Annotated in this window: 11 protein-coding genes; 4 read left to right on the top strand and 7 right to left on the bottom strand. The window is 70.2% G+C overall.

Annotation, left to right across the window (positions count from 1 at the left end; all coding sequences use genetic code 11):
* Window positions 1-11: 11 nt before the first annotated feature.
* The 3 genes from OHT77_RS03295 to OHT77_RS03285 are packed head-to-tail and all read right to left on the bottom strand — an operon-like array spanning window position 12 to window position 3,590.
* Window positions 12-1,016, bottom strand: a complete 1,005-nt coding sequence (locus tag OHT77_RS03295; protein ID WP_328826419.1) for a DMT family transporter — start codon at window positions 1,014-1,016, stop codon at window positions 12-14.
* Window positions 1,003-2,556 (bottom strand): class I adenylate-forming enzyme family protein, encoded by a 1,554-nt coding sequence (locus OHT77_RS03290; protein ID WP_328826418.1) that lies wholly within the window; start codon window positions 2,554-2,556, stop codon window positions 1,003-1,005. The genes OHT77_RS03295 and OHT77_RS03290 overlap by 14 nt, the downstream gene beginning before the upstream one ends.
* Window positions 2,547-3,590 (bottom strand): FkbO/Hyg5 family chorismatase, encoded by a 1,044-nt coding sequence (locus OHT77_RS03285; RefSeq protein WP_328826417.1) that lies wholly within the window; start codon window positions 3,588-3,590, stop codon window positions 2,547-2,549. Before OHT77_RS03285 ends, OHT77_RS03290 begins: the two co-directional genes overlap by 10 nt.
* 202 nt (window positions 3,591-3,792) lie before the next feature.
* Here OHT77_RS03285 and OHT77_RS03280 point away from each other — a divergent pair, with 202 nt between their 5' ends.
* A complete protein-coding gene (locus OHT77_RS03280) occupies window positions 3,793-4,821 on the top strand; it encodes a helix-turn-helix transcriptional regulator (RefSeq protein WP_328826416.1) in 1,029 nt (342 codons plus the stop codon).
* 100 nt (window positions 4,822-4,921) lie between these two features.
* Here OHT77_RS03280 and OHT77_RS03275 read toward each other — a convergent pair whose 3' ends face one another.
* Window positions 4,922-6,106 (bottom strand): serine/threonine-protein kinase, encoded by a 1,185-nt coding sequence (locus OHT77_RS03275; RefSeq protein WP_328834136.1) that lies wholly within the window; start codon window positions 6,104-6,106, stop codon window positions 4,922-4,924.
* Window positions 6,107-6,414: 308 nt separating this feature from the next.
* Here OHT77_RS03275 and OHT77_RS03270 point away from each other — a divergent pair, with 308 nt between their 5' ends.
* The 3 genes from OHT77_RS03270 to OHT77_RS03260 all read left to right on the top strand — a co-directional run bounded on the left by OHT77_RS03270 (window position 6,415) and on the right by OHT77_RS03260 (window position 15,356).
* Window positions 6,415-9,516, top strand: coding sequence for a discoidin domain-containing protein (locus tag OHT77_RS03270; RefSeq protein WP_328826415.1), 3,102 nt, complete (start codon window positions 6,415-6,417; stop codon window positions 9,514-9,516).
* A 240-nt stretch (window positions 9,517-9,756) separates the two neighbouring features.
* Window positions 9,757-13,317: a choice-of-anchor D domain-containing protein gene (locus tag OHT77_RS03265; RefSeq protein ID WP_328826414.1), complete on the top strand. Its 3,561-nt coding sequence runs from the start codon at window positions 9,757-9,759 to the stop codon at window positions 13,315-13,317.
* 65 nt (window positions 13,318-13,382) lie between these two features.
* The gene (locus OHT77_RS03260) at window positions 13,383-15,356 is read left to right on the top strand and encodes a discoidin domain-containing protein (protein ID WP_328826413.1); all 1,974 of its coding nucleotides are present in this window, start codon (window positions 13,383-13,385) and stop codon (window positions 15,354-15,356) included.
* A 45-nt stretch (window positions 15,357-15,401) separates the two neighbouring features.
* Here the strand turns inward: OHT77_RS03260 and OHT77_RS03255 are convergent, their stop codons facing one another.
* The 3 genes from OHT77_RS03255 to OHT77_RS03245 form a co-directional block, all read right to left on the bottom strand.
* Complete coding sequence (locus OHT77_RS03255; RefSeq protein WP_328826412.1) at window positions 15,402-16,817, bottom strand: DUF6461 domain-containing protein; 1,416 nt, start codon at window positions 16,815-16,817, stop codon at window positions 15,402-15,404.
* 201 nt (window positions 16,818-17,018) lie between these two features.
* Window positions 17,019-18,605, bottom strand: coding sequence for an amidohydrolase family protein (locus OHT77_RS03250; protein ID WP_328826411.1), 1,587 nt, complete (start codon window positions 18,603-18,605; stop codon window positions 17,019-17,021).
* 318 nt (window positions 18,606-18,923) lie between these two features.
* The gene (locus OHT77_RS03245) at window positions 18,924-19,802 is read right to left on the bottom strand and encodes a GNAT family N-acetyltransferase (protein WP_328826409.1); all 879 of its coding nucleotides are present in this window, start codon (window positions 19,800-19,802) and stop codon (window positions 18,924-18,926) included.
* Window positions 19,803-19,804 lie beyond the last annotated feature (2 nt).

Here is a 19,804-nt window from a genome sequence, read left to right as displayed (position 1 = left end):
TCGGGCGCGGGTCAGTCCTGCGCCGCCCGCGCCGGTCCTGAGACGTCGACCGGCTCGCCGACGGCCGCGGGCTCGGCGAACGGTGGCTCCTCAGGGGCCGGCGGCGAGGCCGACTCGGGCGCGCTCTTCGGCTGACGGCGCGACAGCCCGACGCCGACCAGGCACAGCGCGCCGCCGGCGAGCGCCAGGCCCGAGGGGAACTCCCCGAGGGTGGGCCAGGCCAGCAGCACGGTGATGGCGGGCACGATGTATGTCACCGCGCCCAGCCTCCCCGCCGGCATGTGCGCCAGCGCGTACGACCAGGTCCAGAAGGCCAGTGCCGTCGGCAGCAGTCCCAGGTACACGACCCCGGCCCAGTTCCCGGCCGACGCGTGGCTCAGGTCGGTGAAGAGCTGGCCCGCGAAGGGCAGGCAGGCGATGGCGCCGATCGTGCTGGCGTAGGCGGTGATCTGCAACGGTGACGCGTGGGACAGCGCGGGCTTCTGGAAGATGACGCCGACCGCGTGACCCGCAGCCGCTGCCAGGCAGAGCAGCACACCGAGGACGGCCGAGTCGCCGCCCCCGCTGGAGGCCCCGGCCAGCGCAGCGCCCACGAAGGCCACCGCGAGGCCGATCAACAGGGGTCGCGGGAAGCCCTCGTGCAGCAGGAACCCGGCGAGCAGCGCCACCAGGAGCGGACCGGCGCCGATGAGCAGCGCCGCCGTGCCCGCGTCCGTGTGCTGCTCGCCCCAGTTCAGCGCCACCATGTAGAGCCCGAACCAGAACACGCCCATGCCGGCGATGCCGGGCCACGCGGCCCGCGGCGGCAGTCCCTCGCGGCGGAACGCCACGACGGCGAGCAGCGCGACGGCACCGATGAGCAGCCGGCCGAGCGCGAGGGGGCCGGGCCGCACGCTCTCGCCGATGTGCCGGATCGCCACGAACGCCGAGGCCCACAGGACCATCGTGAGCAGCGCGGCGGCCAGCGCCGAGACCGGCGTTTTCGCCGGGGAGGGGGACGTCTCATGCTGTGCCATCGGGCAACTCCCTGTTCGCTCCGCGCAGGACGCGGCGGAGAATCTTTCCTGTGCTGTTGCGGGGCAGCGCGTCGATGAACTCGACATCCTCGGGCACCTTGTACCAGGTGAGCTTCGCCGCGGTGGTCGACCGGATGGCGGCCGCCAGCGCGGCGTGCCGGTCCACCCCGGGCTCGGCGACGACGTAGGCCCGCAGACTCGTCGTGCCGTCGGCGCGGCGCACCGAGCAGACGGCGGCCTCGCGGACCCCGGCGATGCCCGTGATGAGGTCCTCCACCTCGATGGGGTGGACGTTGGCCCCGGCGACGATCTCGATGTCGTCCACCCGGCCGAGCAGCCACACCAGGCCCTTGGCGTCGACGCGTGCGGAGTCCCCGGTGGCGAACCACTCGTCCGGGCCGAGCCGGTGCGGCGGCAGACCGCCCCGTCGTACGCCGGGGCCGATTCCCGGTCCGGAGATCTGCAGCCGCCCGACCTCGCCCTCCGGTACGACCTCGTCGGCGTCGTCGACGACCCGCACCCGGTACGGCGGAAGGACGCGGCCCAGGCTGTACGGGTGGATCTCGTCCGGGCCGTTGGCCAGGACGGCGTGCCCGATCTCGCTGGTGCCGCAGATGTTCAGCAGCCGGGGTCCGAGGACCCGGCGCAGTCTGTCCTCCAGCGGGCGGGGCAGCGACTCCCCGGCCACGAGCGCCAGCCGGAGCCGGCCCAGCAGGTCGGTGGCCTGGGGGCGGGCGAGCAGCCGGGCGTAGAAGCTGGGCTGGGCGTAGAAGACGCTCACCCCGTGGCGGTCGAGGAGTCGGGGGACGTTCGTCTCGTCGGCGCGCTGCGGGGACAGCACGACCACCGCGCCCCGCTGGAGCGGGAGAAGGACCGAGTTGCCCAGGCCGTAGGCGAAGTACATCCGCGACACGGAGTAGCAGACCTCGCCCTGACGGAGCGCCAGGACACCGCCGATCGCCCGGTCGAAGTGCTGGGCGTCGCCGTGCGCGTGGAAGCACAGGCGGGGTGCGCCCGTGGTGCCGGACGTGAAGACGGCGAAGGCGGGGGCATCGGACGCGACCCGCTCCGCAGCGCCGGGGTGGGCGGGGTCGTAGGCCTCCGTCAGTTCTCTCGGGGTGACGCTGCGGCCGTGGAACTCGCCGCGGAGCGACGGGTCGGCGACGACCAGCGAGGCCTCGGCGATCTCCTCGCTGGAACGCAGCTCGTCGGCGTGGAAGAACGTGTTCACCGGGACGGCGACGGCGCCGACCCGCAGGACGGCCAGGAACGTCACCACGAACGGGACGCTGTCCGGCAGGGCCAGCAGCACCCGGTCCCCGCGCCCGACACCGAGCCGGCGCAGCGCGCCCGCGGTGCGCCGGACCTGCTCGTAGACCTCGCCGTAGGAGTAGCGGTGCGTGCCCTGGAGGTACGCGGTCCGGCCGAGCCAGCCGTTGCGCCGCGCGAGCTCCTCCAGCCGGACGGACAGGTTGCCGTCCGCCGGTATTGCCTCGGCCGGTACGGCGGGTATGTCCGTGAGGATGTCCGTCACCTGCATACTCCCTCGATCTCGACCAGCAGGTCGGGCCGGCAGACGGCGACGTTGAAATACGAGATGTCCGTGTCGGCGGGGAGTGTCGACTCGCAGATGTTCCGTACGACGGGCAGGTCCTCGGCGTCGCGGACATAGACCTTGACCTGGGCGAGGTCCTTCACGTCGTACCCGGCACCGTCCAGGCCGTGGTCGCGGAGGTTGTCGCCGTCGGCGAGCGCCCCGATGTTGCGCAGCGTCTCCTCGGTCTGCAGGGCGACGTCGTCGATGTGGACCGTGTCGTCGCCCAGGATGCTGGCCGTGCCGGAGACGAAGAGGGTGCCCGTCACGGACTCCGGCGCGGCGGTGTCCTTCAGGAACGTGGCCCGCGCGAAGCTCGGCGACTTCGGTCCGTACTGCGAGGGGTACTTGTAGGCGGGCGTCTGCCGGGGGTTCTCCAGGTGCACGGCACGGCCCGGCTTCGCCGCGAGGAAGGCGACGTCGACGCCGGGGCTGAGGGTGCCGATGCCGGTGGCGGCGGAGAGCTGGGGGAAGCGGTCGGCGAGGGCGGAGAACGCCTCCGCCCGGCCTATGCAGAAGTCGCGGTAGATCTCCAGGCCGTCCGCGTTCGGGCTGGTGATGCCGCCGATGAGGTTCCACATGCGGACCAGGTCGGTGTAGCCGTGGTCCCAGGCGAACCGCAGGGCGTTCTCGTACAGTTCGCGCACCGGCTCGCGGTACACGGGCTGCGGGCCGAGGCGTACCGCGTAGAAGAGGTGCTCGCCGTCCTCGGCGAAGACGGCGTCGCCCGCGGTGCCGGTGCGGACCGGGAGGGCGGTCCGCCAGATCTCCTCGACGGGCGGGACGTGCTCGTTGGTCATGTGTGTGGTCAGGAGCGGAGTGGCGTCGTCCAGGGCGGCTTCGGCAGGCGCGTCCGTGAAGCGGATCCGCCCCAGGATGTTGCCGCGCGAGGCCGCCGGCTCCCGCGGTGCGGCGGTGGTGACGGGAACCAGGTCGGACCAGAGGCCTCGTGAGCGGGCCTCGGGCTGACGGTTACTCATGGATCTCCTTGTCTCTGCCGCTGCCGTCCGGTGTGTGATGGACGCGGTCGACCGGCATGCGCTGCCCGGGTGTTGCGGGACGGTGAACAAAGCGCGCGAGGGTCCGGCGCAAGATCTGTTCCTGTTGAAGAATCCATGGGTGAGACCGTGACCAGGCACCCACGGACTTGCGTCTGTCACGATTACGAGGGGGAGACGAACCGTGAGCTTCGACGACATAACGGATCTGCCGGATGTCCCGCAGGCGGGCACAGCGACCAACGACGTCTACACATTCGCCTTACGAAGCGAGTACATCGACATCAAACGGTGCGTACGGGATCTCGGGATCTCCGAGGCGGAGGCGGCGGCCGCCATCGACGATCTGGTACGACTGCGACTCCTGCACCTGGTGCACGGCTGCACCTACGCCTACGTCGCCGTCAACCCGCTGTCCGCCTCCCTCCAGCTCCTGGCCGTGCAGGACGAGGCGCTGCGCCAGCGGCAGCACGAACTGGAGCGGCTCCGGCAGCAGATGCACAGCCTGCTCCCGCTGTACCGGGAGAACTTCTCCGGTGAGCCACAACACCCGCACGTGCAACGGGTGGAGGACCCGCGGGCCGCCCGGGGAATCCTCACCACCATCACCGTCGAGGCGAAGCGGGAGATCCTCTTCTCCCTCTCCACCCAGGACCCCTGGGAAGAACCGGCGGACCTGGACCGCGGCGGATGGCTGCGCTGCGCGGGCACGCGTTCCGAACTCCTCAGGGTGCTGCTCCCGGAGGCGGCCAGATTCGACGTACGGGTGCGCGAGCGGGTGGAGACCCTGCTCGGCGACGGAGGCCAGGTGCGCACCGCCGTGTCCGTCCCGGCATGGCTGCTGATCGTCGACGCGGAGGTCGCCGTGGTCCCCGTCGCGGACGGCCCGGGACTCAGCGTCGTACGTGAGCAGTCCGTGGTCGCGGCGCTACGGCACACCCTGACCGGCGCGTGGGACGAGGCACGGCCCTTCGACGGCAGCTACGACCACGACAGCGCCCGCTCCACCTCCGCGCTCATCGACGAGGCCATCCTGCGCATGCTGCTCAACGGCCTTGAGGACAAGGTGATCGCCCGACGGCTGGACATCTCCCTGCGCACCTGCCAGCGACGCATCGCCGAACTGATGGACGCGCTGGGCGCCAGGACGCGCCTCCAGGCCGGCTATGTGCTCGGACAGCGCGGCCGGGAGGAGGAGCGGAGGGCGGCGTAGCCGGAGCGGGGGTCCGGTCGGCAGAGGCCGCGCGTGACGCCGCTCCGCCTGTTGCCGCGTCACTTCGCCGGTCGACCGCGCGTGCCGACCGGCGAAGTGGTCAAGGCTGCGGCGCCGACCGGGAGTTGCTCGCCGTGCCGGACGGACCGGTCGACGGAGTGTCCGCCGAGCTGTGGGCGGGGGAGAACCACGCCATGCCGATGAGCAGCGCGGCGAGGAAGACCACCACGGCGGCGACCGTGCCCACCGCCCGCGACCGCTTCCGTGGGACGCCGCGAACTCCCGTCGGCTGGCGGCGTCTTGTGCGGTGGGACGCAGTGGTGCTGCCGGTGGCGGTCGGGAAGGCGTAGACGGTCGCGGCGCCGGGAGCAGGGGTCGGCGAGGGTGCCGACGGCGCGTCCCAGGCGGCCGGGCGCGGTTCCGGCCGGGGGTGCGGCGCGATTGCCGGGAGCGGTTCGGGGCGTCCGCGCCAGTTGCCCGCGCCGAACCAGTCGGCCACCTGGTGCGCCGTAGGACGGTCCTCGGGTCTCTTCGCCAGGAGTCCGAGTAAATAGTTCTCGAAGGCCGGCGGGAGGGCGACGCCGAGTTCGCGGGGCGGCACCGGGGCCGTGTCCAGGTGGTGGTGGAGGACGGCGATGGGGCTGCCGGCCCGGAACGGCGGCTGTCCGGTGAGGAGTTGGTAGAGCACGCAGCCGAGGGAGTAGACGTCGGACGGTGGTCCGGCGGGCTGGCCGAGGGCGCGTTCGGGGGCGATGTACAGGCTGGTTCCGACGATCTGGCCGGTCGCGGTGAGCGCGCCACTCGGGTCGTTCATGAAGTGCGCGATGCCGAAGTCGCCGATCTTCAGGGACCCGTCGGCGTCGAGGAGCAGGTTTCCGGGCTTGATGTCCCGGTGCACGATGCCCTGTTCGTGCGCGGCGCCGAGCCCGGCGGCCGACTGGGCGGCGATCCGGGCCACGTCCTCGGCCGGGAGGGGGCCGCTCTGCGCGAGGACGCGGGCGAGGCTGTCGCCGTCGACCAGTTCCATCACCAGGAACAGCCGTCCCTCCTGCTCCCCGAAGTCGAGGACGCCGACCACATGGGGGTGGCTGAGCAGGCCCGCGGTCTGGGCCTCCAGGCGGAAGCGGGCGGCGGCGGTGGGCTCGGAGTTCTGCGCGTGCAGGAGCTTGACGGCGACCGGCCTGCCGACCGACTCGTCGTACGCCTGCCAGACCTCGCCCATCGCACCGCGTCCGATGGTGTTGTTCAGCCGGTACCGGCCCGCTATCAGCACCTGTTGCTTCATCCTCACGCAGGGAGACGACTCGACTGCTGCGAGCCATCTCCCCTTGAAACAACGGGTGTTGGCGGGGTGGCGCAGCCGCCTCAGCCTACTGCCGGGCGGGCCGCGACCGACCACGATCCGGAATCGCGACGCTCGGGCAGGACGTCGGGACACCGCGTCACGTTCCATCGATTATTTACGTACTCTCCGCAAGAAACTTGCAGCTGCTTGCGTAATTCATTCTTTACTTCGTCGGAATCTAGCGGGGTGGTTGAGGTCTCTGTACGGTCGGGGCGCCGGTCTCCCCCCACTCCGTGAAGGAGCCCCCCATGCTGACGATCCTCAGACCCCGGCAACTGGCGGTGACCGTCGTCGCGGCGGTCGGCGCGCTGTGCGTGTCCGCCTTACCGGCCGCCGCCCTGCAGAAGGCGCCGCCTGCCAGAACGGCGGCGAGCGCGGCGGTGGGCGCGACGACACCGTTCTCGGTCTACGAGGCCGAGGGAGGAACTCCCGGTGGCGGCGCGGCCGTTCGCTCGCTGACCTCGGCGCCGACGACGCAGTACTCCAGCGCCGCCCTGGAGGCCTCGGGCCATTCCTATGTCCATCTGGGCGGCACGGGCCAGTCGGTACGGTGGACGAACACCACCGGGCAGCCCATCTCCTTCCTCAACGTCCGGGCGAGCATTCCCGATTCGGCATCCGGCGGCGGCACCACCGCGACCCTGAACCTGTACGTCAACGGCGTGTTCCGGCAGGCCCTGAACCTCAACTCCCGGCAGAGCTGGGTGTACGAGGGCAACGACAACTACAACACCAGCGACAACCAGAACCCCGCCGACGGCGACCCGAGGGTCTTCTGGGACGAGTCGCACACCTTCGTCACCGGCACCCCGATCCCGGCGGGCGCCACGTTCGCGCTCCAGCAGGACTCCGGCAACAACGCGACCTCCTACGACGTGGACTCCGTCGACGTGGAGAACCCGCCGGCGCCGCAGCCGCAGCCCGCCAACTCGATCTCGATCACGAGCTGCGGCGCGGTGTCGGACGACACCCCGACCAACGGCGCGGCCGACAGCGCGGCCGTGGACAGCCGGGCCGCCATCCAGACGTGCATCGACCAGGCCCAGCAGCAGAACAAGACCCTGTGGATCCCGCGGGGCACCTTCTACGTGAAGGGCACCGCGGGACTGACCGCGCAGGGGATCACCATCGCGGGCGCCGGTCTCTGGTACAGCACGGTCTACCGTGACGTCCCGGTCCCCAACAGCACACCGCTGGCAGCCCTGTTCGACCTGACGTCCTGCACGGTGCGTGACTTCCACATCGACGCCAACGCCGTCAGCCGGAGCACCATCGGCGGGGACGGCGGCGCGATGGACACCACCGGCACGAACTGGCTGGCCGACGGCATCTGGACCCAGCACACCATGTCCGGCTTCTGGGCCTCCGGCACCGGCGGCACGGTGCGAAACAGCAGGCTGACATCGATCTGGGCCGACGGGATCAACGTCAACAACGTCTCGCTGAACGCGGACACCGGCAACAACCTGACGGTCACGAACAACTTCGTCCGCGGCACCGGCGACGACGCGATCGCCATCAACTCCGTCGCCTACAACACCAACAGCGACGGATCCCAGACGCACTACAACCCGATGACCGACATCACCGTCAGCAACAACACCTCGATCGCCCCCTGGGGCGGCAAAGGCATCGGGATCTACGGCGGCAGCGGCCACCAGGTCAAGAACAACTACATCAGCGACACGGCCCGCTACATCGGCCTCGGCGCCGGCCGCTTCGGCGTCAACGGCAGCGACCTGCTCTCCGCGACCGTCACCGGCAACACCGTGGTCCGCTCCGGCGGCAACGCCTACAGCCAGGGCCAACCCGCCCTGCACATCGGCAACGGCGGCGACGGCCAGAACACCGGGACGGTCGACAAGGTCACGGTCACCGGCAACACCGTCACCGACTCCCTCTACGACGGGATCGGCTTCTCCACCTCGACCAACACCCTGCTCCAGGACAACACGGTCAGCAGTCCCGGCCGCAACGGCATCGCCATCTCGCCCCCGTTCTACCCCGCGCCCACCGGCTCGGCGACGATAACCGGCAACACCGTCACGGAACTCGACCCCGGCACCTCGGCCTTCGTCAACAACTCCACCGGATTCGTCGCCACGTTGAGCGACAACCACTGGCCCCCGCCCGCTCCCGAAGGCCCCTACGGCGGCAGCCCGGCCGCCGTGCCCGGCACAATCCAGGCGGAGAACTACGACACCGGAGGGCAGGGCGTCGCCTACAACGTCACCTCCGTCAACGGCAACGCCAACTCCTACCGCGCCGACGGCGTCGACCTGGACAACGCCTCCGATACAGGCGGCGGTTACAACCTCGGCTGGACCGGCGCCGACCAGTGGTTCCGCTACACGGTGGACGTCGCCACGGCAGGCACGTACACCCTCGACCTGCGCATCGCGGCCCCGACGGCGGTGACCGGCGCGCTCCACCTGTCCGACGCCTCCGGTACGAACCTCACCGGCCCCGTCGACCTGCCCGCCACCGGCGACTGGCAGACCTGGGGCACCGCGACCACCCACGTCACCCTGCCCGCGGGACGGCAGACCCTGACCCTCGACCAGGACACCGGCGGCTGGAACCTCAACTACCTTGCCCTCACGGCGAGTAGCGGCACACCGACCGCCACCCTGACCGCGTCTCCCGGGTCACTCGCCTTCGCCGACCAGACGGTGAACACGACCAGCGGCGCGCAGACCGTCACCGTCACCAACTCCGGTACGGGCAGCGCCTCGTTCACCGGCATCACCGCCGGCGGCGACTTCGCGCAGACCAACACCTGCGGCAACTCCCTTGCACCCAAGGCGAGTTGCACGGTCTCCGTCACCTTCCGGCCCACCGCGTCCGGCACCCGCACCAGCACCCTCACGCTGACCGGCAACCAGGCCAATAGCCCTACAGCAGTGGCCCTTTCGGGCACCGGCACCGAGGCCGCGAACACCGATCTCGCCGCCGGCAGGCCCACCAGCGAGTCCAGCCACGCCGACGTGTACCCGTCGGCGAATGTCACGGACGGCAACCAGGGCTCCTACTGGGAGAGCGCCAACAACGCCTTCCCGCAATGGGTCCAGGTCGACCTCGGCTCGGCCCGGAGCGCCTCCCGAGTCGTCCTGCAACTGCCCGCCTCCTGGGGCGCCCGCACCCAGACGCTGACCCTCGGCGGCAGCACCGACGGAAGCACCTTCGCCACCCTGAAGTCCTCGGCCGCCTACACCTTCGACCCGAGCACCAAGAACACCGTGACGCTCACCTTCCCCGCCACCACCCGGCGCTACTACCGGATCACCGTCACCGCCAACACCGGCTGGCCCGCAGGGCAGTTGTCCGCGTTCCAGGTCTGGGCCGCCTGACCCGACCCCACGCTCCCCGCGGTGCCGCCGGACAGCCCGTCCGGCGGCACCGCCACGCGCTCGGACACCCGGGATCTTGCAGGATGCATTTTTGTTTGTTGCAAAGCTCTGTTCAGATATTGCGTGATCATGTCAAGGATATTACGGTCCCCCATGCATCGTCACCAACCCCTGTCCCGCCCCCCTCCCTGACGGTGTCAGCGGAACAGTTACGGCATTTCGCCATGTAAGGAGTGGTAAGTGCTCCATTCCATCCGAGATCTGAGACGCGCCCTCGTCTGGTCGGTCAGCACCGCGATGCTGGCCGCCGTCGGCGTCCTCGCCCTGCCCGTCACAGCCGCCTCGGCGGCGACCACGGCCACCGGCGGGAGCGGCGCGAGCCTTCCGTACGTCGAGGTGCAGGCGGAGAACTCCGCCACCAACGGCTCGGCCATCGGCCCGAGTTACGCCCAGGGCCAGCTCGCCGACGAGGCGTCGTACCGCAAGGCGACGACGCTCCAGGGCACCGGCCAGTACGTCACGTTCACCACTCCGGTGGCGACCAACTCGATCAACTTCCGGTACAGCATCCCCGACACCTCGAACGGCTCGGTCTACACCGCCCCGCTCTCGCTGTACATCAACGGCACCAAGCAGCCCGACTTCACCCTGACCAACGCCTACAGCTGGTACTACGGCAGCTACCCCTTCACCAACTCCCCGGGCAGCAACCCGCACCACTTCTACGACGAGGCCCACCGCCTGTTCTCCACCACCTATCCGGCGGGCACGACCTTCAAGCTCCAGGTCGACGCGGGGGACAACGCCTCCTCGTACACGATCGACTTCGCCGACTTCGAACAGGTCGGCGCCGCCCTCACCGCACCCTCGGGCGCGGTGTCGGTGACCAGCAAGGGCGCCGACGCGACCGGCGTGGCCGACGCGACCAGCGCGTTCAACGCCGCGATCAGCTCGGCGGGCCCCGGCGGCACCGTGTGGATCCCGCCGGGCACCTTCAACATCCCGGGCCACATCAGCGTCAACAACGTCACGATCGCCGGCGCCGGCATGTGGTACTCCACCGTCACCGGCACGGCCCCCGGCTTCTACGGCAACTCCGCGCCCAACGCGAGCACCGACGTCCGCCTGCAGAACTTCGCGATCTTCGGCAACGTGCAGGAACGCGACGACAGCGCGCAGGTCAACGGCATCGGCGGCGCGATGAGCGACTCGACCGTCTCGAACCTGTGGATCGACCACATGAAGGTCGGCGCCTGGATGGACGGGCCGATGGACGGCCTCACGTTCACCGGCATGCGCATCCGTGACACCACCGCCGACGGCATCAACTTCCATGGCGGCGTCACCAATTCGAAGGTGACCAACAGCGACATCCGCAACACCGGCGACGACGGCATCGCCACCTGGGCCGACTCCGCCATCGGAGCCGACGCCAACGACACGATCTCCAACAACACCGTGTCCCTGCAGATCCTCGCCAACGGCATCGCGATCTACGGCGGCCACGACAACACCGTCAGCGGCAACCGCGTGGTCGACACCGGCCTCGCCCAGGGCGGCGGCATCCACGTCGGCCAGCGCTTCACCTCGACGCCGGTCGGCACCACCACCATCTCCGACAACACCCTGATCCGCGACGGCAGCCTCGACCCGAACTGGCAGTTCGGCGTAGGGGCGTTGTGGTTCGACGGCAGCCAGGGCGCGATCAACGGCCCCATCAACGTCACCAACGCGCTGATCCAGCAGAGCCCCTATGAAGCGGTCCAGTGGGTCGAGGGCACCATCAGCGGGGTCAACCTCAACAACGTGACCATCGCGGGCACCGGCACCTTCGCCCTCCAGGAACAGACCGGCGGCGCCGCCAAGTTCACCAACGTCACGGCCACCGGCGTCGGTTACTCGTCCCCGGTGTACAACTGCTCGGGCGGCAACTTCGTCGTCACCGACGGCGGCGGCAACTCCGGCATCAGCGGCACGCCGTACTGCGGCGGCTGGCCCGCCCCGGTCTTCCCGCCCTACCCGTCGGAGGGCGTGACGGCCACCCCGGGCGCGCTCAACTTCGGTTCGGTGGCGACCGGTTCGACCAGCGCGGCACAGACGGTGACGGTCTCCAACCCGACCAACACCGCCGCGGCCGTCTCGTCGATCTCCGCCAGCGGCGACTACGCCCAGACCAACACCTGCGGCTCGTCCATCGCGGCGAACGGCTCGTGCACCGTCAGCGTGAAGTTCACACCGACGGCGACGGGCAGCCGTAACGGATCCCTGACCGTCAACGCCGGCGGGACCACCAGCACGGTCAGCCTCTCCGGCACCGGCACCGCGCCGGGCCCGGTGCTCAACACCGACCCGGCGAGTCTGTCCTTCCCCGCCACGGTGGTCGGCTCCTCGGCCAGCACGCAGACGGTGAAGGTCACCAACTCGGGCACCGCGTCGGCGACCGTCTCGGCCGTCTCGGCGACCGGTGACTTCAGCCAGACCAACAACTGCTCCACCCTCGCGGTCGGCGCCAGCTGCACGGTGACCGTCGGCTTCAAGCCCACCACGGGCGGAGCGCGCGCGGGCAACCTCACCGTCACCAGCAACGCCAACAACAGCCCGACCACCGTCGCCCTGACCGGCAGCGGCATCGACAGCACCACCAACATCGCCGCAGGGCGTCCCGCCACGGCGAGTTCGGGCAGCAGCCCCTACGTCGCCTCCAACCTCACCGACACCGACGCCTCGACGTACTGGGAGGGCACCCTCGGCTCGTTCCCGCAGTGGGCGCAGGTCGACCTCGGCCAGAACTACGGCGTAGGCAAGGTCGTCCTCAAGCTCCCGCCGGCGACCGCGTGGTCGGCCCGTACCGAGACCCTCTCGGTGCAGGGTTCCACCGACGGCTCCAGCTTCTCCACGATCAAGGCCTCGGCCGGATACACCTTCGACCCGAGCGCCAACAACAACACCGTCACCATCACCTTCAACGCCGCCACGGCGCGCTACGTACGGGTCAACATCACCGCCAACTCGGGCTGGAACGCTGCCCAGTTGTCGGACTTCGAGGTGTTCCCCAGCAGCGGCGGCTCCTCACCGGCGACCCTGTCGGCCGACCCGACGTCGCTGACGTATCCCTCCCAGGCGCTCAACACCGACAGCGCCGCCAAGACGGTCACGGTGACCAACACCGGTACCGCCGCCGCGACCGTCTCCGGCATCACCGTCACGGGCGACTTCAGGCAGACCAACACCTGCGGCTCGTCGATCGCGGCGAACGCCTCCTGCACGGTCAGTGTCACCTTCAGGCCCACCGCGTCCGGCACCCGCGCCGGTGATCTCACCATCGCCAGCAACGCGTCGAACGGCACAACCACCGTCGCGCTGACGGGCGTCGGCGCCGGAACGGTGAGCAGAAACCTCGCCGCGGGCGCGGCCACCACCGAGTCCAGCCACGCCGACGTGTACGCCTCGTCGAACGTGACGGACGGCAACCAGGGCACCTACTGGGAGAGCGCCAACAACGCCTTCCCGCAGTGGGTGCAGGTCGACCTCGGTTCCGCACAGAGCGCGAGCCGGGTCGTTCTCCAACTCCCCGCGACGTGGGGCGCCCGCAACCAGACGCTGTCCTTGTCGGGCAGCACCGACGGCTCCTCCTTCAGCACCCTCAAGTCGTCGGCGACGTACACCTTCGATCCCACCACCAACAACACGGTCACCATCAATTTCACCGCGAGCACCCAGCGATACCTCAGGGTCAACATCACGGCGAACAACGGCTGGCCGGCCGGTCAGCTCTCCGAGTTCCAGGTCTGGAACACCTGACCTGACCTGACGGTGCCGCCGGGCGTACCCGCGCCCGGCGGCACCGGCCACCGAAAGGAGTCGAGATGGGTGTCACACGGAGAGTCTTCCTGAGGGCCGCGGTCGCGGCCACCGCGGTGGGAGCGGCGGGAGCCACCGAGACCGTGCTCGCCCCCACCGCGTCGGCGGCCAGCGGGCCGGGCGACGTCGTCGGCAAGATCACCGTCGGCTACCAGGGCTGGTTCGCCTGCATCGGCGACGGCGCGCCCATCAACGGCTGGTGGCACTGGACCCAGAACTGGGGCCAGCCGCCGTCCCCGACCAACACCGGCATCAAGTGCTGGCCCGACATGCGCGACTACACCAACACCTACCAGACGTCGTACGCGGCCCTCGGCAACGGCCAACCCGCCACCCTGTTCTCCTCGTACGACCAGCAGACGGTCAACACCCACTTCCTGTGGATGCAGCAGAACAGCATCGACACCGCCGCGCTCCAGCGCTTCAACCCCACCGGCGGAGAGGGCCCCACCCGCGACGCCATGGCGACCAAGGTGCGCTCCGCCGCCGAGTCGTACGGCCGGAAGTTCTACATCATGTACGACGTCTCCAACTGGACGAACATGCAGTCCGAGATCAAGACGGACTGGACCAACAAGATGTCCGCGCACACGGCGAGTTCGGCGTACGCGAAGCAGAACGGCAAGCCGGTCGTCTGCATCTGGGGCTTCGGCTTCGCCGACCCCAACCATCCCTTCACCCCCGACGCCTGCCTCGACGTCGTCAACTGGTTCAAGGGACAAGGGTGTTACGTCATCGGGGGCGTCCCGCGCGAATGGCGCACCGGCACCGGCGGCTCCCAGTCCGGCTTCCTCGGCGTCTACCACGCCTTCAACATGATCTCGCCGTGGATGGTCGGCGCCATCGGCACCATCGCCGAGGCCGACAACGCGTACACCACCTACACCGTCCCCGACCAGGCCGACTGCAATGCCAACGGCGTGGACTACCAGCCCTGCGTCCTGCCCGGCGACGTCTCGGGCCGACAGCGCGCGCACGGCGACTTCATGTGGCGTCAGTTCTACAACACGGTGCGGGCCGGGGTGCAGGGCATCTACATCTCCATGTTCGACGAGTACAACGAGGGCAACCAGATCGCCAAGACCGCCGAGACCCAGGCCTGGGTGCCCACCAACTCCGGGTTCCTCGCCCTCGACGAGGACGGCACCGCCTGCTCCGCCGACTACTACCTGCGTCTCACCGGCGACGGCGGCCGCATGCTCAAGGGCCAGCTGGCACTGACGCCCACCCGCCCCACCCCGCCGGTGGTCACCAACGGCGGCGACACCGCACCGCCCACCGCGCCCGGCACCCTGACCGTCACCGGACACACCAGCGACTCCGTCTCGCTGCACTGGAACACCTCGACCGACAACGTCGCCGTGAGCGGCTACCGCGTCCTCCGGGTGTCCGGCTCCACCAGTACCCAGGTGGGCACCACCAGCTCAACGTCCTTCACCGTCCAGGGACTTGGCGCGTCCACCGCGTACACCTTCGACGTCGTCGCCTACGACGCGGCGGGCAACGTGTCCCAGCCCTCCAACCAGGTCACCGCCACCACCGACGCCCCCTCCAGCACCACCAACCTGGCGCTGCACCGCCCCACTTCGGAGAGCAGCCACACCCAGACCTACTTCTCGGCCAACGCGGTCGACGGCGATACCAACACCTACTGGGAGTCCGCCAACAACGCCTTCCCGCAGTGGATCCAGGTCGACCTGGGCGCCTCCACCGGCGTCAGACGGATCGTCCTGCGCCTCCCTCCGGCCACCGCCTGGGCCACCCGTACCCAGACCGTCTCGGTGCAAGGCAGCCCGGACGGGGGCACGTTCACCCAGCTCGTCGCCTCCACGGGCTGCACCTTCGACCCGGCGAGCGGCAACACCGCGACCCTCACCCTCCCGTCCACCGTCAGCACCCGCTACGTACGCCTCACCATCGCCGCGAACACCGGCTGGCCGGCCGGGCAGGTCTCCGAGTTCCAGGTCTACGGTGCCTGAGCAACAGGCCTAACTGGCAGGGGAGTTGGTCGGCGCGCCGCGCTGTCACCAGGTGCCGAAGACCGCGCCCTGGTGCGTCCCCGTGAAGTGGTCGGGCCTGGGTGTGACACCGGCTATCAGGCAGGCGATCTCCAGCGGCGGCGGAAGGAAGGTGACCTCGTCCTCGCGGTACACGCCCAGGCCGATCTGCTTCATGAACGGCAGCATCGCGTCCGGCTCGGTGCCTTCGGGGGCGGGTTCGCCGCTGTGCAGGAGGTCGTGGTCGTCGTCCTCGTACACCGCGACCGGGTCGCCGTCCCGGTACCAGGAGAAGAGGACTTCGCCGTCGAAACCCTCGTGCCAGACGAGGACCTGGGTCCCCTCCGACATGGCCCGCGCCCGCTCCATGCCCTCGATGCTCCCCGGTTCGATCAGCATGACCCAGTCGTCGATCGGCACGGCCAGCGCGCACTTGACCGGCTGGCCGTCGGGATCGGAGAACGCGGCGGAGTCGACGTCCTCGTAGGTCATCGCGCTGATCGTCCCGGGGCCGGCGCCGAGTCTCCGCAACGCCTCGGGGCCGTCGACGTGTTGCACCCAGGTGATGGTGAAGGGCCCGGAAAGTTCCAGCAGTTCGAACCAGTCCGTCGCCAACCCGCTGTCGGCAGGACGGGTCGGCTTGGCCGCCTCCAGCACCTCCCGGCGCGCGAACTCCTGCCGCAGCGCAGTGAGTCGGGCCTCCTCGGCGGCGGTCCCGCTGGCATGGATCTCGGTGCCGTCCTCACCCAGCAGCACCACGTCACCCGCGTCGCGCACGACCACCTCGGAGACCACGACCGACATCGGGTCGAGCCCGTAGCGGCCGGTCCATCGCTGCAACACCGTGGAGTCGGTGCCCGCACGCAGCACACCGTCCGTCCCGAGGGAGAGCGCCGCACCGGCATCACCTGCGGTGCCCACCCAGACGGACCGGTCGGCGCCGTGGTCGCCCGGTGTGTGGAGCAAGGTCCTGCCGGCGGAGGTGTGGGTCAGCGTGTAGCGGCCGTCCGGCGACACGATGGAGTCGGCCAGGACCTCGCCCCGCCGCAAACGGTCCCCGCTCGCCGGCCGATGGGCCGCCAGCTCCGCCGTGGTCACCGGGTCGCGGCTCCACCGCACCCACCCGTCGGGATCCACCAGGACGAGCCGCCCGTCGTCACGAACGATCGCGGCGGAGACCCGGCGGTCGACACCGCCCGAGGACCACACGGGAATCCCCGGCGGACCCTGCAACATGAGGAGCCCCTCGGTCAGCAGAGTGAGCGCCCCGGGCGCCGACACCGGTCTGCCGATCTGCCACACGTCACGGTCGGCACGGGTGTCCCGCAGCGCCAGCGTCCCGTCCCGCCGATGCTGCAAGGCGTACGCACCGTTCGGCGAGACGAGGGACTGCACGAAGAGAGACTCCCCGGCCTCCAGCACAGCCCTGCTGCGGTTGTCCATCACGACCTCCGGTCGTTGCGCGCGTCTGCTCCATGGGGCGGACATCGCCGCCGCCACCGGTCATGCGCGCAGACGATGCCACACGGCACTGACAACCAGTCGGGCGGTGTACAGGCGTGGTGACACGACATAGGCGCATGCTTTGCTTTCACCAACAACATGCCTGTCACGCAGGCGAGTTGAACTCGGCGCCGGGGTCTGTCAGGGGTGTCCGCCGCAACCGCAGCCCTTCATGGCCGCGCCCTCCTCGGGCGGTGGGGTCTGCGCGGCGGACTTCTCCACCGCCGCGAGCAGGTGGCTGCGCTCCTCCGGCGGGATCCACCTGCCGTCGACGACCACGCCGTGGATGCTGCGGGTGTTGCGGATGTTCCGAAGCGGGTCGGCGTCGAGGACGAGCAGGTCGGCGGCCTGGCCGCGGGCCACGGTGCCGACGTCGGGCAGGCCGAGGGTGCGGGCCGCGTCCTGCGTGGCCGCGTGCAGGACCTCGGCCGGGGTGAGGCCGGCCGACACGAGCAGCGCCAGCTCGTCGTGGAGGGCGAAGCCGGGGACGAGGTACCCCGTGCCGGTGTCGGTGCCCGCCGCCAGCCGCACCCCCATGCCGTGCAGCTCGCTCACCAGCCGGAGCCGGTGCGCGTAGATCTCGCGGATCTGCCGCTTCTGCTCGGGGGTGCGCCCGCCGGTGAGGGCCGTCAGCTGGTCCGGCCAGCTCTCCACCTGCCAGGCGGGCAGGTATTTCCAGTCCTCGGCGCGGGTCGGAACGTCGTCGGGGAGTTCCAGTGTGCGGTGCACGCTGAGCGTGGGGACGACCGTGGTCCCGTGGGTCGCCAGACTCCGGAAGAGGGCGTCCGACAGGCCACGGTCGTAGCCCTGCACGGCCCGCCATTCGAGGGGATGCACCTGCTGGAACCAACTGTGGTAGCGGGACAGGCTGCTGGGGTCTTTCGGGTCGATCCGTACGGCGTCCAGGAGGCGCCGGATCTCCTTCTCGTGCCGTGAGGTGGCCAGGAGCAGCGCGTGCAGATGCTCGATGGTGCGGTGGCCGGCGGCGCTCGCCTCCGCGATCCGTACGGTGTCGGGGCAGTGCCCGAGGTGGGGGAGGCCCTGACGCCTGGCCTCGTCCGCGATGGCGAAGTAGGACTCGCGGGACAGGCGGGAGTACACCTTGACGAAGTCCGCGCCCTCGCGCTTGACCCGTCGTACGGCGCGCCGGGCCTCGGCCGCGTCGGCCACCTCGATGGTCGGGCCGACGTCCGCCGCCCACAGGGAGGGCGTGCCGTCGACGATGGGGCTGCCGATCACCCAGCGGGGGCCGAGGAGTTCACCGCTGCGGATCTTCCGCCGCCACTCGTGGTGGAGCGGCTCGCCCCGCATCTCCCGGACCGTGGTGACACCGGTGAGGGCGTACAGCGCAGGGACCACCGTCTCCGGGCCGTCGCTGTGGGTGTGCGCCTCGATCAGTCCCGGCATCAGGTACTTGCCGGTCAGGTCGACCGTGCGGGTGCCGGGGCGCAGCCGGATGCGTGTGCTCGGGGCGACGGCGGTGATGCGGCCGCCCTCGACGACGACCGTCATGTCCGGGGCCGGCGGCGCTCCCGAACCGTCGATCACGGTGACGTGCGTGAACGCCAACTGGCCGGTACCGGAGCCGACTTCGGCCTTCGCCCCGACCGCGCGTGCCGTGCCGACGGACGTCGTGCTCACCAGCGCCGTACCCGTCACGGCGGCGGCCCCGGCCAGGAACCCTCGTCGGGCCACCCCGCGCTGTGCCCCAACTGTCGCTTCGGACATGCTGTTTCCCCTCCAGTTCGCGATGTCGTCGGCCGTAGCTGCCGACACCCACGACTCTGGCGGACCGGCAGCGATAGGGCAGTGCGGCCAAACCGTGTGTATGGGGGTGTTGTTGGGACCACCCCTGGCTGTCACGGCGCGGCCCTCAGCAGGCCGCGGACTTGCAGCACGACAGCGGGGTCTTCGGAGTCGCGTCGGTCCCCGAGGGCGGGCCGGCACAGCGGCAGCATCCGGGGCGGGAACCGAAGCGCGGACGGGCCAGGCCGGGCTGGGTGACGCCCCGGCCTGGCCCGTCCGCTCTGGCCCGTCCGCTCTCTGCTAGAGGTCGAGCTGATGCTGGTGTGTCGTGTGCGTGGGTGTGTAGCCGAGACCGTCGTTGATCTGTCTCATGTGCGTGTTGCTCTCGGCGGTGTCGGTCAGGAGGCCACCCAGGTCCGGATAGTCCCTACGGGCCTGTCGGATCGACTCGGCCTTCATCCACCGGCCGAGACCGTGTCCGCGGTGCCCGTGGAGCACACCGGTGCCGTAGTGCTGGCCGTCACCTGTGCCGTTGCCGGGGACGACGAGTTCGGTGAACCCGGCGATCGAGCCGTTGGAGGTGTCGATGGCGACGACGGTGTGCAGGTGGTCGCCGCGCTGTTCGACGGCCTTCGCCGCGGCCCGCACACGGTCCACGTCCCAGGTCACGATGCCGTGGTCGGTGTCGTCCATGGGCATGTCGTCCATGGCGTGGCGTGAGGCGGCGAACGTCTGGGCGAGGTCGTCGGGGACGGTTCCCTGCCAGGACATCAGCCGGTAGCCGAAATGCGGACGCTCGATGATCTCGGTGAGGACGGCGGTGTCCACGTCGGCGAGCGGCAAGCGGGCGTACCTCAGGGCAAGGACCTTCCGGAAACCGCGCGCTGCCAGGAAGCGGTCGCCGGGCGATCCGGCATCTGCCTGCGCGACGACACTGCGCCGGGCGTTGTCCCGAGCGGTGGCCACGGCGCTGTCGAGGAGCCGGGAGCCGACGCCCTTGCGGCGCTCCGCGGGATGAACACGGACGTCGAGCTCGGCCAGGTGCTCTTGACCGCCGTCGAACAGGCGCAGAAAGGCCGTCCCGACAGGGATGGAATCCGCGTCCGACGCCAGCCAGGCAAGACGCCGACCGCGGGTTCCGTGAGCGGGGTCGGTCAGTGGGGTGATGCGAAAAGACAAGG

The organism is Streptomyces sp. NBC_00252, assembly GCF_036187565.1.
Classification (GTDB): Bacteria; Actinomycetota; Actinomycetes; order Streptomycetales; family Streptomycetaceae; genus Streptomyces.
Note: the sequence above shows the minus strand (reverse complement) of the source record. Positions and strands in the feature narration are given on the sequence as shown.